Below are 14,655 nucleotides of genomic sequence, written 5' to 3' on the forward strand. Positions count from 1 at the left end.
TTTTGTATTTTAATAGTACATATATTGACTTATCCTTTATACTGATATTCAGAACAAAGAATGGATAGATTGGCTACGTGTAAGGAACTTGCTACAGCATCACATTTGGCCATAAAAAGAAAGAAGATATGATTGCGATCGATTTCACTCAAGCTTTCATAATTCCCTTGACCTTTAGCAATGATCACATCCGCTTTATAAAAAACATGTCTAAAAACTGCACTAGTTTTTGCAATCACGGTACCGAGGGATCCATCACCATTACTAATCACTTCGGCCACCTCTTGCATTTTTACCATATCTGCATCCTCTACTGTAACGTCATTGACAATTGCCTCTCCTCTAACAGCGTAATAAACTTTTATGTTTGGAAAGATTGCATTTAAATATTCAATAAAAATCTTATCAATTACTATTTCGCCACAGTTATCACCTAAGTAGAGAAGTGTTTTTGCTGCTTGTAATTTTTCGTATAGCTTTTTACTATCATCAATGGGCATAAATTGCTCATTAATAATATTTATTTTTTCGAGCAGCATTTTTTCATCAAAAGTATGGTTAGCCGCAAAGTCGATCAGGTTCGCAGTGATAGCAATTTTTAACGCAGTATTAAACTTATCTTCCGATTGATTGATTAAGTTTCGTATCTTATCGGCAATTTTCATAACTTCACTATTGTAGTGATTTTTGATTTCTCTATAAGGATTTGTATTAGCAATGTGTTTAGTAATAATATCCCAAGTACCCTTGATAATCTCAGGGTTAGATCTTTTATAATTAGTATTTTGTAAATACCCAAGAACGTCACGCATAATTACTTCTTTGCAATCTGAGTCTAAATTAACCAAATCTGTTACTGTTAAAACTTGTTTTAGATTGCAGAGTATACAATTAAGATTTAAATTCATAATTACTATTCTCCTTATTTTAGCCATATACTTACTTATAACTTTCGAAAATAATACGATATATCCTGCATGTTATCAAGTAGGGAACAGATCAAAGTCACCACAATAACTATGTAAGAATCAAAGGAGGAGGTTTGAGATGGGAAAATATCTTTATGAAATGAAAGAAGAATATCTTGATGAGGTATTACAAATTTATACTCACTATATCCTCAATACTACGGCGACGTTTCATTCGCGTCTGTTGACGCGGGAAGAAATGCGGGAAATAGTTTTCTTTAATAACGAGAAATATAAGACATTTGTAATATTTGAAGAAAATGAAATTTGTGGTTATGTTCTTATCACCCAGCACAAAAAAAGAGAAGCTTATGACGATACTGCCGAAGTTACAATTTATTTAAAACCAGATTTTATAGGGAAAGGTATTGGCAGTATGGCAATAAAACATGTTGAAGACTACGCTAGAAAATATAAAGTGCATGTGCTGGTAGCCACAATATGCGGGGAAAATGAAAAAAGCATCAGACTTTTTGAAAAAAATGGCTATATAAAATGCGCCCACTACAAAGAAGTAGGACAAAAATTCGGGCAACTACTTGATGTTGTTGCTTATCAAAAAATAATTAGCTGAAAAATTATTACTAGTTCGCTTTAGAGGCGCGCCTTTTGTCGATAAAGTATATAGGTGATTTTCTTGTTGCTTATTGGTGTCCTGAGGTGGTAAAATTAGCCATCTAATGAATTTTAATGTGATACTCCATAACTATGCGGGAGGTGATACGATGCGAAAGATAATACTAGTAATTTGTCTGATGTTACTGACTTGTGGGCCTGTTGCAGCCAATCCGGTAGTAATCTTAGGTGTCGGTCAGGTGGAACTTGGACAAGATGTTGTGATGACAGAAAGTCATGATAAGAAGGGGCAAATAAATTATAGCTTTAGGGCTAAGGACGGTGCAGTATGGCGGGGTGCTATACTAATGCCGATTAGTAATATGTCCTCTAATGAGTTTGGAGATATGATAAAAACGGATGTGCTTCTGAATCGAGTTATTGAGGAAAAGATCAGCAAAAACAATGATGTTTTGTCCACTGAAAAAGCCAGACGAGTGATGATCGGAGGAAGAGAGGGTGCCACAACTACAGTGAAGTTAGGCATACCTAGTGCTGGCATTGTAGCGAATATGGATATGACAATAATCCCGGGAGCCGATGGACTTAAAATGTTCGGTTATATGTGCGCGGATAGTGACACGCAGTATTGGCGCCCCATCATGCAAAGAATATTGGCTAGTATTCCTTAATCGAACTATCCATCGAATAAAAAAGGATGATCAAAAAACAATATATACAACAAACTCCTGCAAAGCACCTAGCCTTGCAGGAGTTTTGTACTTTAATAAACGGAATAGAACCTATAGGATATTGTTCACCATTATTTTTTCTATTACAATTACCATGATTTAACACCCTCTAATTCTAATCAAAATTGTTATTTAATTTCTTTAATAATCGCAGAAAAACTTCCTTTTCCTCTGCCGAAAAACCTTTATAAGCCGTCACAGATACCTCTCTTGAAATAGCATTAAATTTTGCTTCTATTTGCTTTCCTCTTTCAGTAAGTATAATATAAGTGACTCTTTTATCTATTTCATTTTTCTCTTTTATGATATAACCCAAATCTAATAGTTTATTGACTAGCGGTGTTATTGTTGATTTATCCTTGCCGATTATTTGGGCAATTTGTTTCATGGTTAGTTTGCCATGATTCTCATAAAGTGCTGTAAGAATATTTCCATGAGAAGGAATTAAATCATCCAATTGATTTTCCTGTAATTGTTCCTCAATAAAATGTAACATTTTGTTCTTCGTTCTACTCATGAAGTAGATTATGTATTTATCCTTCATCTTAGCAACCTCATCATGACTCGTAAGCCTATATTTAATAACTAGTTAATTATAATTTTACGTAAAACTTCATGTCAATACAATAAATTTTAAAAAACCAATATAGTTTGACGCAAAACTATCCTATGGTATAATAGTTTTGTGTCAAACTATATGTCGAAAGGAATGTGGATGTATGTCTATAACTCAATTTAAAGCGCTAGTAGTCACAGAGGGGGATGACAATCAATTCTCAAGGAAGATTGTCAATAGAGACGTCAGCACTCTTCCTGAGGGTGATGTTCTAATCAATGTAAAGTATTCTTCTTTAAATTATAAGGATGCTCTTTCTTCTTCCGGCAATAAAGGAGTAACGCGGAAATATCCTCATACTCCAGGTATAGATGCTGCAGGTATTGTTGCCGAAAGCAAAAATGAAAAGTTCCATGCTGGAGATAAAGTGCTCGTTACAGGGTACGATCTAGGTATGAATACATCTGGGGGATATGGTCAGTATATTCAGGTCCCTGCTGATTGGGTTGTTAAATTACCCACGAATCTTTCGCTAAAAGAAACTATGATATATGGTACCGCTGGCTTTACTGCTGCTCTCTCTGTTTATAAATTGATACATGGGGGTGTTAAACCATCGGCTGGTGGCATCTTAGTAACAGGAGCAACAGGTGGCGTAGGTAGTATTGCTGTGAGTATTCTTCATAAGCTTGGTTATAGTGTCATTGCAGCTACAGGAAAGCCTGACGCAAAGGATATGTTATTACAAATAGGAGCCAAAGATATTATTCTCAGAGAAGAACTAGATGATAAATCTGGTAAAATACTCTTAAAAGGAAATTGGGCTGGTGTAATCGATACAGTAGGTGGAAATATGTTAGCAACTGCGCTGAAATCTACTAACTATGGCGGAAGTGTAACATGTTGCGGAAATGTAGCCTCTCCTGAACTATTAACCTCTGTCTATCCTTTTATTTTAAGGGGGATCACTCTATATGGAGTAGATTCAGTAATGTGTCCTATGGATTTAAGGTTAGAGATTTGGTCTTTGTTAGCTAATGAATGGAAGCCTCATAACTTAGAACAAAATGTAGAAGAAGTATCTTTAGATAATTTAAATAAAAAAATTGACTTAATTCTACAAGGGAAACTCCAAGGTAGAACTATAGTTAATCTTGATTTATAAACAACTAGAAAGATCTATAAGCAAATGCTATCTTAAGACATGGCAACACAAGACAACGGAAAGGCTCTTTTGTTTTGCTAAATGAGCCATTGTAGATTTCGAATAAGAAGAGCTGATCAAAGAACAAATATATACGACAAACTCCTGTAAAGTAGCCTAGCTTTGCAGGAGTTTTGTATTTTAATGGTAAATAGGAACAAATATACATATTGTTTTTCAAAAGAAGTTTATAAATATATATTGATGCATGTGACGAAAATGGGTTTGACTCGTCAAGAACCCCCCCTTTTGATTCTATAACAAAAAACAAGGAGGATTGCTGTGTCTGTTACATTAGAGGGAAAATTGGTAATTGGTATATCTTCCCGCGCTCTTTTCGATTTAGCTGCAAGTAATAAGATTTTTGAAGAAAAAGGAGAGGAAGAGTATACTAAATATCAGATAGAACACGAAAATGAATTACTACAGTGTGGCGTAGCATTTCCGTTGATAAAAAAATTATTAGAGCTTCGTAATCCTATAACCCAGGATACTATGGTAGAAATAATTTTGATTTCTAAGAATGACCCTAATACTGGGCTGCGGGTATTTAATTCGATTGAAAAACATGGCTTAAAAATTACTCGGGCTGCATTTTCTAGAGGGAGATCACCTTATAAATATCTACAAGCATTTAAGACAGATTTATTTTTATCTGCTAATCCAGAGGATGTAATGCTTGCACTGGAAAATGGATACGCTAGTGCTACGATTTATGAGGGAATTTATTCCGATGGGAATGATGATTTGGAAGAAATTAGAATAGCTTTTGATGGTGATGCTGTTATTTTTAGTGATGAGGCCGAAAAAATATATCAAGACATGGGGTTAATTGAGTTTCAAAAGAATGAAAGTGAAAAATGTGAAGTACCTTTAACTCCTGGCCCTTTTAAAATGTTTTTAGCGGCATTACACAATTTACAAAAAACCTATAAAAATGAAAGCCAAAAACCAATAAGAACAGCATTGGTGACGGCTCGTAGTGCACCAGCACATAAAAGGGCAATAAAAACATTGCGAGCATGGGGGATTGGTGTTGATGAAGCATTCTTCTTAGGTGGATTAGATAAGGCTGCTATTTTAGAAAGTTTTAATCCTCATATCTTTTTTGATGATCAGCATACATATTGCCTTAATGCTTCGAAGGTTGTACCTACAGGGCATGTACCAAGTGGTGTGAAAAATAAAAAACAGTCTGATGTAGAGACGTATTTAACGACTTAGGTGAAGGTTCTTTATACTCGTGTAGATAGTTCAAGGATAGTAGACTGCGGATAATAAATATATATTTTTGGAGGAAAAAATGAAGTTGAAAAATTGGCTAACAATATTCTGTACGGTATTATTGACGTTTCTAGTCTCTGGATTTGCAGATGCTTTTGAATTAAATCTTAATGTACATACAGGTGATAAGTACAATGTTCATATAGTAAATAATATTGAAACAAATATGCGCGCAAACAATAGGGAAGTACAAGTAAAGCAAGTCGTAGATATGAATTATTCTTTGGATGTGCAAGATGTAGATAAGGATAAAAATGCAACCATATATTATAGGTATGATTCCATCAAAGTTTCTTCAGAAGCTGCAGGACAGAAAATGGAGTACGATTCTGCAAGCCAGAATAATCCCCAAACTCCGTTAAGTGCCATATATAGCAGTATGATTGGGAAGGGTTTTACTGTTAAATTAGATAAAAAGGGACATTTGCTAGAAATAAATGGGGCTAATGACATCCTAAATGGAATGGCTGATAGCATGCCAGGAAATGAGGAACAAAAGAAAGCGTTTAGAAAAATAGTAGTTCAGAGCTTTGGCGATGATGCTATCAAAACAATGCTCAAAAACTCAATGGGTTACTATCCTGAGAAAAGCATTCAGATTGGTGATTCATGGGAAAGTACTTATGAAATAAAAGCGGTGTATCCTATTACAATGACGAGTAAATGGAAGCTATTAGGAGAAAAGAATGGGCTGCTATCTGCTGACCTACAGGCAAGTATAGCTACTACGCCTAATAGTCAGGGAGTAGAGTTCATGGGAGTAAAGTCAAATGTAAATTTAAGTGGCGATTGTGTGGGAAGTTTCAATATTAATAAGAGTAACGGTCTTATTCAAAATGGAACTATGGTCGAGAATATAAATGGGGAAATTGAAGTATCGAACCCGGCAAAAGCAGAAGAAGTAAAGCTTCCAATAAAAATAGTCGCAAAAATTACCTGCGAAACTACAAAACAATAAATTAAGTAGCCCAGCATTTTAATGCTGGGTTTTCTATTTAGGATAAATGTAGTATTAGTTTATGACTAATTCTTAAAGGGTTTTGAAAGTTCCATCGGCTAAAACCGGATTTGTTCTAGTTATGTAGCTCCTAGAATATGATTATTCTAGGAGCTATTTTTATAAAAATAGTAAGGAAACTATGCGTGACTTGATATGGGGGGGCGCAGTGATGAGCCGAGAAAAGGGAACAGTGTATACACCTCAAAAAAAGCAGGAATATGTTACATGGAATCCTCATGACCGGAAACTGGAGGTATTTTTAAATTCTACCTATGACGCCATGATTGCGGTGGACGAGCATGGAATTATTAGCTTGTTTAATTGTGCTGCCGAACGGCTTTTGATGGTTAAAGCTGAGGACATGCTAGGAAGGTTGGTAAGCGAGGTCGTTCCTGGTACTCGTTTACCTTTAGTACTCAGTTCGGGTATTTCTGAACTTAACCAACAACAAACGATTGGCCACTTACGAATCATAACCAATCGTATGCCAGTTCGTGATAGTGACAATAAAATTATCGGGGCGGTAGCTGTCTTCCGGGATATTACCGATATAATCAATTTATCGGGAGAAATTACTAGTATAAAAGAAATGAAAATACTACTAGAATCAATTATTGAATCCTCGCAAGATGCTATTTCAGTTGTGGATCGAGACGGAAGAATCATTCTAGTCAATCCGGCCTATACAAGTCTTGTTGGTTTGAGTAAGGACGAGGTGTTGGGGAAATCTCCAACGATTGATATTTGTGAAGGGGAAAGTATGCATATTAAGGTAATGAAGACATTAGTACCTGTGCGTGGTGTTCCCTTGCAGGTAGGACCCCAAAGCAAAGAGGTCATTGTCAATGCTGCTCCCCTTATTATAAATGGAGAATTACAAGGCAGTGTAGCCGTTGTGCATGATGTTTCTGAAATACGTCAACTAAACGAAGAATTGGGACGGATGAAATGCCTCATCCGAAAAATTCAAAGTCGCTATACCTTTGATGACATTGTGGCCCAGGGATCAGCCATGTTAAATACGATAGAATTAGCTAGGCGGGCCGCTAATACGCCAGTGACCGTCTTGTTAACTGGTGAAACAGGGACAGGCAAGGAACTTTTTGCTCACGCCATTCACCATGCCAGTCAACGTAAAAATAACCTTTTTGTTCGAGTCAATTGTGCTGCTCTGACCGAATCACTGCTGGAAAGTGAATTGTTTGGCTATGAAGAAGGTGCTTTTACTGGTGGTCGCAAAGGTGGTAAAAAAGGCCTATTTGAAGAAGCCGATGGTGGCAGCATTCTTCTAGATGAAATCGGAGAAATTTCATTAGCTGTGCAAGTTAAACTACTCAGGGTACTGCAAGAAAAGGAAATTGTGCGGGTTGGCGGGGCCAAACCCATTCCCGTCCAAATACGTGTTATTGCTGCAACGAATCGTGATTTGTTCCTTGATGTAAAAAAAGGCTTATTTCGGGAAGATTTATACTACCGCCTTAATATTTTTCCTATCGCTATTCCGCCATTGCGTCAACGGCTGGATGAGATGCCGCATTTAGTAGATTTTTTACTTAAAAAACTGAATCAAGAATATGGACGTAATGTACAAATGGTATCGAATGATGCCTTACAGACTCTAAGCAACTATCTTTGGCCGGGAAATATTCGTGAGCTAGAGAATGTTTTAGCCCGTGGCATGATTAACATGCGGTTTAGCGAAAGTACCATGCTATTTTCTCATTTGCCACAGTTACTACCCTTGGCTGGGAGTTGTGACATGGCTAAAATATCAAATGTCAATACCAGTACCCTAGCCGAGACGTTGGAAAGGGCTGAGTATGAGGCAGTTGTGACGGCACTATCAGCAAATGAAGGCTGCAGGGAGAATACTGCTAAACAATTAGGAATATCCCTGCGTAATCTTTACTATAAAATTAAGAAATATAACATTGCTTCTGGATAACTAATTTTGAAAAAAGTTGCACAAATGCAATGCAAATTTCTTCAACACCTGCAAATTTTTGCAGGTGTTTTTTGTATTCAATGTTATTTACATTGAATGGTAGGACTGGCATATTTCTTGCAATTACTAGTATTAGGAATTGGTCAAATGAAGAGGGGGATATTAATGGAAATTTTTGAATATCTTGTAAAAAATGAGTATGAACAATTGCTAATGTGTCATGATCCAGCTTCTGGACTAAAGGCTATTATTTGTGTTCATGATACGACTCTTGGCCCGGCACTGGGCGGCACGAGAATGTGGAATTATGCCAGCGAGGAAGAGGCTATTATGGACGCCTTGCGTCTGGCACGGGGGATGACATATAAAAATGCAGCGGCAGGACTCAATATTGGTGGTGCAAAAGCAGTCATTATCGGTGATTCGAAAAAAGACAAGAGCGAAGCCTTATTCCGAGCCTTCGGACGATATGTTGAGGGGTTAGGCGGGCGTTATATTACAGCAGAAGATGTTGGTACCTGTGTTGAAGATATGGATTATATTCGTATGGAAACCCATAACGTGGCAGGATTGGGATCAGTTGCCGGTTCTAGCGGTGATCCTTCACCGATGACGGCTTATGGCACATGGAAAGGCATCAAGGCATGCGCTAATGCTGTATGGGGAAGTGATTCTCTGGCGAGAAAGGTGATCGCAGTACAAGGGTTAGGTCATGTTGGATATGCTCTTTGCAAACTGTTACATGATGAAGGGGCTACTCTATATGTCACTGATATTAACGAAGATAATGTAATGCGGGTAGTAAAAGATTTTAGTGCCACCGCCGTTAAGCCAGAAGAAATCTATGATGTTAACTGTGATATTTTTTCACCATGTGCCTTAGGGGCTATTATTAATGATACAACAATCCCAAGACTGAATTGTTGTATTATCGCTGGGGCTGCGAATAATCAGCTAAAAGAAGAGCGACATGGCGATATTCTAGAAAGAAAAGGAATTCTTTATGCCCCTGATTTTATCATCAATGCCGGTGGAGTAATAAACGTATGTGATGAATTGCTGGAAGGTGGATACAATCGGGAGCGGGCGATCCGAAAAGTGGAAACCATTTATGAAAATGTAAAAAAAGTTATTGCCATAGCTCAAAGAGATAATGTTCCGACTTATAAAGCTGCTAATACTCTAGCCGAAGAGCGTATAAGGGTTATGCGTCAAGTGAAAAAGACCTATCTGAAGGCAAAGTAATAGATAAGTTTCCTATGGGAGGGGAATTCATGGTTCCCACACAAGAATATAAAACGAAGCTTGTTTCGGCGGAACAAGCAGTAAAGATCGTTAAATCTGGCGATTGGGTTGATTACAATTTTGCATTGGCCCAGCCTATCTTATTGGATAAGGCCTTGGCGAAGCGTAAGGCTGAACTTTGGGATGTTAAAGTTAGGGGCGGATTAATGCTAAGTCCTTTAAGAATTGTTGAACTAGATCCTACCAGAGAACATTTTTGCTATAACAGCTGGCATTTTAGTGGTTATGAGCGGCAGTTAAATGCGCAAGGGCTTTGCAATTATATCCCGATGATATACCGTAACTTGCCACTGTTTTATCGCAAAAGTTTGGAAGTAGACGTGGCGATGTTTACTGTTCCACCAATGGACGCAGATGGTTACTTTAATTTTTCCCTGACAAATTCCGCAACTAAAGCACTAACGGATCAAGCTAAAATCATAATTCTTGAAATCAATGAAAAACTTCCGATTGTTGCAGGTGGGCGGGAAAATTCCATCCATATCAGTGAAGTGGATTACATCGTTGAAGGTGATAATCCGGAATTGCCAGTTATTAACCCTATAAAAGCCTCAGAGACGGATGAGAAGATTGCTCAATATATCATGGGGGAAATAGGTGATGGCGCGACAATTCAACTAGGGGTTGGCGCGCTGCCTAATGCAGTGGGGACAATGATTGCAAGATCCGATTTAAAGAATTTGGGCTTACATACAGAGATGTTGGTCGATGCTTATATGATGATGAGTCGGGCTGGTAAAATAACAAATCAACTAAAAAATAGTAATAAGGGTCAAGGTGTGTTCTCGTTTTGCGCCGGTAGTAAAGAGCTGTATGACTGGGTTAAGGGCAACCCTAAGCTCTCCTCTTACCCGATTGATTACACCAATGATCCCCATGTTATGGCGCAAATTGATAATTTGGTAACAATTAATAATTGTGTTGAAATTGATATATTTGGTCAAGTTACCTCAGAAACGTCTGGTAGCCGTCAGATTAGCGGTACCGGAGGGCAATTGGATTTTTTAACTGGGGGTTATTTATCATCAGGAGGAAAAAGCTTCATTTGCTTTACGTCCACCTTTAAAGATAAAAAAACGGGACTCGTAAGGTCGCGTGTTTTGCCAAGTTTACCAGAGAGTTCGATTGTGACAAATCCTCGCACTCAGGCCCACTATTTTGTAACGGAGTGGGGAATTGCTGATCTAGCAGGACGATCTACCTGGGAGAGAGCTGAACGGTTGATTAACATTGCTCATCCAGGGTTTCGCGAAGAATTGATATGTGGTGCTGAAAGACTAGGGATATGGCGCAGAAGCAATAAATTGCATTTATAAATATTTCTAAAAAGTGATTAGGGGGAATGTATTGTGCCAAAACCAGTGTTTCGAGAAGAACGCTGTAAGGGTTGTGAACTTTGTCGTGATGCTTGTCCGCAAAAGATTATTGTTATGTCTGATACATTTAACAGTAAGGGCTACCAGCCAGCCACCTGTCCCGATACTCTCAAGTGTATTGGCTGTGCATTGTGCGCAAAGACTTGCCCAGACGTAGTCATTGAAATTTACAAGTAGATTGGAGTGAGAAATATGGCCGAAAAAATATTAATGAAAGGCAACGAGGCGATTGGTGAAGCTGCGGTAGTTGCGGGCTGCAAATATTACTTTGGATACCCGATTACTCCCCAGTCGGAGTTAATTGAATATATGGCCAAGCGCTTGCCCGAAGTAGGCGGTACTTTTTTACAGGCAGAAAGCGAAATTGCAGCGATTAATATGGTTTATGGTGCTGCTGGTGCCGGCGGCAGAGTCATGACTTCCTCATCCAGTCCTGGAATGAGTCTTAAACAGGAAGGGATTTCCTATATTGCGGCTGCAGAATTGCCTTGTGTAATTGTTAATATTATGAGAGGCGGTCCAGGGTTAGGTGGCATACAACCTGGGCAGGCAGATTATTTTCAAGCTACTAAAGGTGGTGGCCATGGAGACTATCACGTAATTGTAATCGCTCCTAACAGTGTGCAAGAAATGGCTGAATTAACAATACATGCTTTTAACTTGGCAGACCAATATTTAAATCCAGTGATGATCTTAGGCGATGGTGCCCTAGGGCAAATGATGGAACCAGCCAGCTTTCATGACATGCCTGTATTATCTGTGGAAAAACCCTGGGCGACAACTGGCATGGGTGAACGGAGTAAGCCTAATATCATCAATACCCTACAATTGAAACCAGAAATGCTGGAGCAAGCTAACAATAGACTGCAAAAGAAGTATGCCATACTCCAAGAAAAAGAAACTCGGTGGGAAGAAATTCATACTGAAGATGCTGAGATTATAATTGTTGCTTACGGAATTGCTTCTCGCATTGCATTTACAGCTGTAGAAATGGCTAGAGCCGAGGGGCTCAAAGTAGGTTTATTCCGACCTATCACCTTGTGGCCTTTTCCTAAGGACGCATTAGCGAAGGTTGTTAGAGGAGCAGCAGCTGTTCTAACGGTTGAGCTTAGTGCCGGACAAATGGTGGAAGATGTAAGTCTTGCGATTCAATGTGCTAAGCCAGTTCATTTTTATGGTCGCACCGGTGGTATGATAATGAGTCCCAAAGAAATTTATCAACAGATACTCAAATTATTTGAGACCAAAGGGGGCAAATAACATGGTGGAGAAGTTGTTTGCAAGACCTCAATCTCTAGTTGATGTAGCAACTCATTATTGCCCAGGTTGCCAGCATGGAATTATCCATCGTTTGGTAGCTGAAGTGATTGATGAATTAGAAATACAGAAGACAGCAATCGGTGTGGTACCAGTAGGGTGTTCGGTTTTGGCATATAATTATTTTAATGTGGACACTCAGCAAGCGGCTCATGGCCGTGCGCCAGCAGTGGCCACCGGGATAAAACGGGTACATCCAGATAAAGTCGTGTTTACTTACCAAGGAGACGGCGATGCTGCAGCCATTGGCACAGCAGAAATGATCCATGCGGCTGCCCGGGGCGAGAAAATAACAGCAATATTTGTGAATAATGCTATTTATGGCATGACTGGTGGTCAATTAGCACCGACTACATTAGTAGATCAAGTAACGGCTACCAGTCCTTATGGACGTCAAAGCTCCTCGGCTGGTTGGCCTATACGTTTGTCTGAAATGTTAGCAACTCTTGATGGGGCAAAGTTTATTGCCCGTGTTTGTGTCAATGATCCTGCCAATATGGCGAAGGCTAAGACTGCAATTAAAACAGCCTTCCAAGTACAAATTCGCGGAGAAGGGTTTGCCATGGTAGAGGTTTTGGCTACTTGTCCAACTAACTGGGGTAAATCCCCTGTAGATGCCAAAAAGTGGCTGAAGGAAAATATGATTCCACAATTTCCGCTCAATGTTTATAAAAATGTTCAGGGGTGAGAAGATGCGACACGAAATTATTATTTCAGGCTTTGGCGGTCAAGGGGTTATGGTTATGGGCCAGTTGTTAACTTATGCAGGGATGCTGGAAGGTAAGCATGTGTCTTGGATGCCTTCTTATGGTCCTGAAATGAGGGGGGGGACCGCAAATTGCTCCGTCATTATTGATGAAAGATCCATAGGTGCGCCGATGGTTACTGAACCGACGGCCGCAGTGGTCTTAAATTTACCCTCTCTTGATCGATTTGAACAAACAGTACAGAGCAAGGGCGTTCTCATTATTAATAGTTCACTCATTGATAAACCTGTTCAGCGTTCTGATATTCATGTTTATAATGTACCCATAAATGATATTGCGACAGAACTAGGCAGCCCTAAGGTGATCAATGTGGTCGCTTTAGGGGCCCTGCTAGCCGCTACGAATGCCGCCACAATGGAAGCGGCTGTTACTGCTTTTGCTAAAAAGTTCGCCTCTAAACCTCAGATTGTGGAGCTAAATAAAGAAGCCATGATAAGAGGCTACAAAGCAGTAGAGAACATTGGTATTGAATAATCGTCTTATAAACAAATAATAATATAACGGCAAACTCCTGCAAAGCAGCCCAGCCTTGCAGGAATTTGTTTTTTGCTAAGTATCGACCAATATTAAAATTAGCAAATTGCTACCGAGTGAAAATCTATGAATAGTCAATAATAATGTATGTTAAATGTAGCTAGGGGGATATTATTTTCGTACTGGTATAAGCTGGCACTATCAATGTGTAGATGATATACTTTTAGTAAACATTTTGTATAGGAAAAGGAGTATATTGATATGATTGCGAATGAAGATGAGCATTCTTTGACTGCTATTCAATGGTTTAATAAAGGGTATGATTATGATATTAAAGAGGATTACGATAATGCCATTTTCGCGTATACTAAGGCGATTGAGTTAAATCCCCAAGATCCGGATGCTTTCATTAATCGTGGGGTTATTTATGATATTAAAGGCGAATATGATCTAGCGATTATAGATTATACAAAAGCAATTGAGTTAGATCCGCTAGATGCCGATACTTATACTAACCGAGGCGTTATTTATGATAACAAAGGCGAATATGACCTAGCGATTCTAGATTATACCAAGGCCATTGAGTTAAATCCACAGGGTGCTGATGCTTATGCTAATCGGGGAGTTATTTATGATAATAAAGGTAAATCCGACTTAGCGTTAGCGGATTATATGAAAGCCATTGAATTAAATCCACAAGATGCGGATTCTTATTTTAATAAGGCAACGATTTGTAAAAAATCAGGACATGACTCCGAGGCGTTAGAGGCTTATAACTTATTTATACGTTATACACCTTCTGAAGATCCTAATGTAGAAAAAGCGAAACAGCGAATAAAGGAACTTGGTGGTACAATCTAATACCGCAAACCAGCTACTTTACTATCTGATAATTTAGGATTCCCTGCATTAGAAAATAGACGATTTTGAATTTGTGCCATGATTATCATCATGGCTTTATTTTTTTGCGACATAATGATTTTATAAATTAGCAAATTTTCCCCATTTTATCTAAGCTGGTATTGTAAAAATATAATAGGCTCCACCAATTGGTGGAGCCTATTATATTTTTAATTGAAAGAAAAAAGTTACGTAAAGATTGTGAAAGTTTATAATGATTGATAACGTTTAACAAAAGGTAGGACTGACTCG

General features: G+C 38.5%; 16 protein-coding genes. 13 read left to right on the top strand and 3 right to left on the bottom strand.

Annotated elements, in window-relative coordinates; translation table 11 throughout:
- Positions 1 to 29: 29 nt before the first annotated feature.
- Positions 30 to 908, bottom strand: coding sequence for a damage-control phosphatase ARMT1 family protein (locus tag QSJ81_RS04170; RefSeq protein WP_285716159.1), 879 nt, complete (start codon positions 906 to 908; stop codon positions 30 to 32).
- A gap of 139 nt (positions 909 to 1,047) precedes the next feature.
- On the opposite strand from QSJ81_RS04170, the gene QSJ81_RS04175 reads away from it, so the two are divergent.
- Both QSJ81_RS04175 and QSJ81_RS04180 read left to right on the top strand, forming a co-directional pair.
- Positions 1,048 to 1,542 carry a GNAT family N-acetyltransferase gene (locus QSJ81_RS04175; RefSeq protein ID WP_285716160.1) on the top strand — a complete coding sequence of 165 codons (495 nt, stop codon included), beginning with the start codon at positions 1,048 to 1,050 and terminating at the stop codon, positions 1,540 to 1,542.
- Between the two features lie 151 nt (positions 1,543 to 1,693).
- A complete protein-coding gene (locus QSJ81_RS04180; RefSeq protein ID WP_285716161.1) occupies positions 1,694 to 2,215 on the top strand; it encodes a hypothetical protein in 522 nt (173 codons plus the stop codon).
- Positions 2,216 to 2,390: 175 nt separating this feature from the next.
- Here QSJ81_RS04180 and QSJ81_RS04185 read toward each other — a convergent pair whose 3' ends face one another.
- Positions 2,391 to 2,819 (bottom strand): MarR family winged helix-turn-helix transcriptional regulator, encoded by a 429-nt coding sequence (locus QSJ81_RS04185; RefSeq protein WP_285716162.1) that lies wholly within the window; start codon positions 2,817 to 2,819, stop codon positions 2,391 to 2,393.
- A 175-nt stretch (positions 2,820 to 2,994) separates the two neighbouring features.
- On the opposite strand from QSJ81_RS04185, the gene QSJ81_RS04190 reads away from it, so the two are divergent.
- From QSJ81_RS04190 to QSJ81_RS04240, 11 genes are all read left to right on the top strand, one after another.
- On the top strand, positions 2,995 to 3,996 hold the full coding sequence (locus tag QSJ81_RS04190; protein ID WP_285716163.1) for a YhdH/YhfP family quinone oxidoreductase: 1,002 nt from the start codon (positions 2,995 to 2,997) through the stop codon (positions 3,994 to 3,996).
- Between the two features lie 321 nt (positions 3,997 to 4,317).
- Positions 4,318 to 5,259 (top strand): 5'-nucleotidase, encoded by a 942-nt coding sequence (locus tag QSJ81_RS04195; RefSeq protein ID WP_285716164.1) that lies wholly within the window; start codon positions 4,318 to 4,320, stop codon positions 5,257 to 5,259.
- A gap of 79 nt (positions 5,260 to 5,338) precedes the next feature.
- On the top strand, positions 5,339 to 6,277 hold the full coding sequence (locus QSJ81_RS04200; RefSeq protein ID WP_285716165.1) for a DUF6263 family protein: 939 nt from the start codon (positions 5,339 to 5,341) through the stop codon (positions 6,275 to 6,277).
- A 211-nt stretch (positions 6,278 to 6,488) separates the two neighbouring features.
- The gene (locus QSJ81_RS04205) at positions 6,489 to 8,264 is read left to right on the top strand and encodes a sigma-54 interaction domain-containing protein (RefSeq protein WP_285716166.1); all 1,776 of its coding nucleotides are present in this window, start codon (positions 6,489 to 6,491) and stop codon (positions 8,262 to 8,264) included.
- Between the two features lie 165 nt (positions 8,265 to 8,429).
- Positions 8,430 to 9,509 (top strand): Glu/Leu/Phe/Val family dehydrogenase, encoded by a 1,080-nt coding sequence (locus tag QSJ81_RS04210; RefSeq protein WP_285716167.1) that lies wholly within the window; start codon positions 8,430 to 8,432, stop codon positions 9,507 to 9,509.
- 29 nt (positions 9,510 to 9,538) lie between these two features.
- Positions 9,539 to 10,885, top strand: a complete 1,347-nt coding sequence (locus tag QSJ81_RS04215; protein WP_285716168.1) for an acetyl-CoA hydrolase/transferase family protein — start codon at positions 9,539 to 9,541, stop codon at positions 10,883 to 10,885.
- A gap of 33 nt (positions 10,886 to 10,918) precedes the next feature.
- A complete protein-coding gene (locus QSJ81_RS04220) occupies positions 10,919 to 11,122 on the top strand; it encodes a 4Fe-4S binding protein (RefSeq protein WP_285716169.1) in 204 nt (67 codons plus the stop codon).
- A gap of 15 nt (positions 11,123 to 11,137) precedes the next feature.
- A complete protein-coding gene (locus QSJ81_RS04225) occupies positions 11,138 to 12,205 on the top strand; it encodes a 3-methyl-2-oxobutanoate dehydrogenase subunit VorB (RefSeq protein WP_285716170.1) in 1,068 nt (355 codons plus the stop codon).
- A gap of 1 nt (position 12,206) precedes the next feature.
- Positions 12,207 to 12,950, top strand: a complete 744-nt coding sequence (locus tag QSJ81_RS04230; RefSeq protein ID WP_285716171.1) for a thiamine pyrophosphate-dependent enzyme — start codon at positions 12,207 to 12,209, stop codon at positions 12,948 to 12,950.
- Positions 12,951 to 12,954: 4 nt separating this feature from the next.
- The gene (locus QSJ81_RS04235) at positions 12,955 to 13,503 is read left to right on the top strand and encodes a 2-oxoacid:ferredoxin oxidoreductase subunit gamma family protein (protein WP_285716172.1); all 549 of its coding nucleotides are present in this window, start codon (positions 12,955 to 12,957) and stop codon (positions 13,501 to 13,503) included.
- A gap of 261 nt (positions 13,504 to 13,764) precedes the next feature.
- Positions 13,765 to 14,364 carry a tetratricopeptide repeat protein gene (locus QSJ81_RS04240; protein WP_285716173.1) on the top strand — a complete coding sequence of 200 codons (600 nt, stop codon included), beginning with the start codon at positions 13,765 to 13,767 and terminating at the stop codon, positions 14,362 to 14,364.
- On the opposite strand, the gene QSJ81_RS04245 is transcribed toward QSJ81_RS04240, so the two are convergent.
- On the bottom strand, positions 14,361 to 14,498 hold the full coding sequence (locus QSJ81_RS04245; RefSeq protein ID WP_285716174.1) for a hypothetical protein: 138 nt from the start codon (positions 14,496 to 14,498) through the stop codon (positions 14,361 to 14,363). The genes QSJ81_RS04240 and QSJ81_RS04245 overlap by 4 nt on opposite strands.
- Positions 14,499 to 14,655: the final 157 nt, after the last annotated feature.

The organism is Pelosinus sp. IPA-1, from assembly GCF_030269905.1.
Taxonomy (GTDB): domain Bacteria; phylum Bacillota; class Negativicutes; order DSM-13327; family DSM-13327; genus Pelosinus.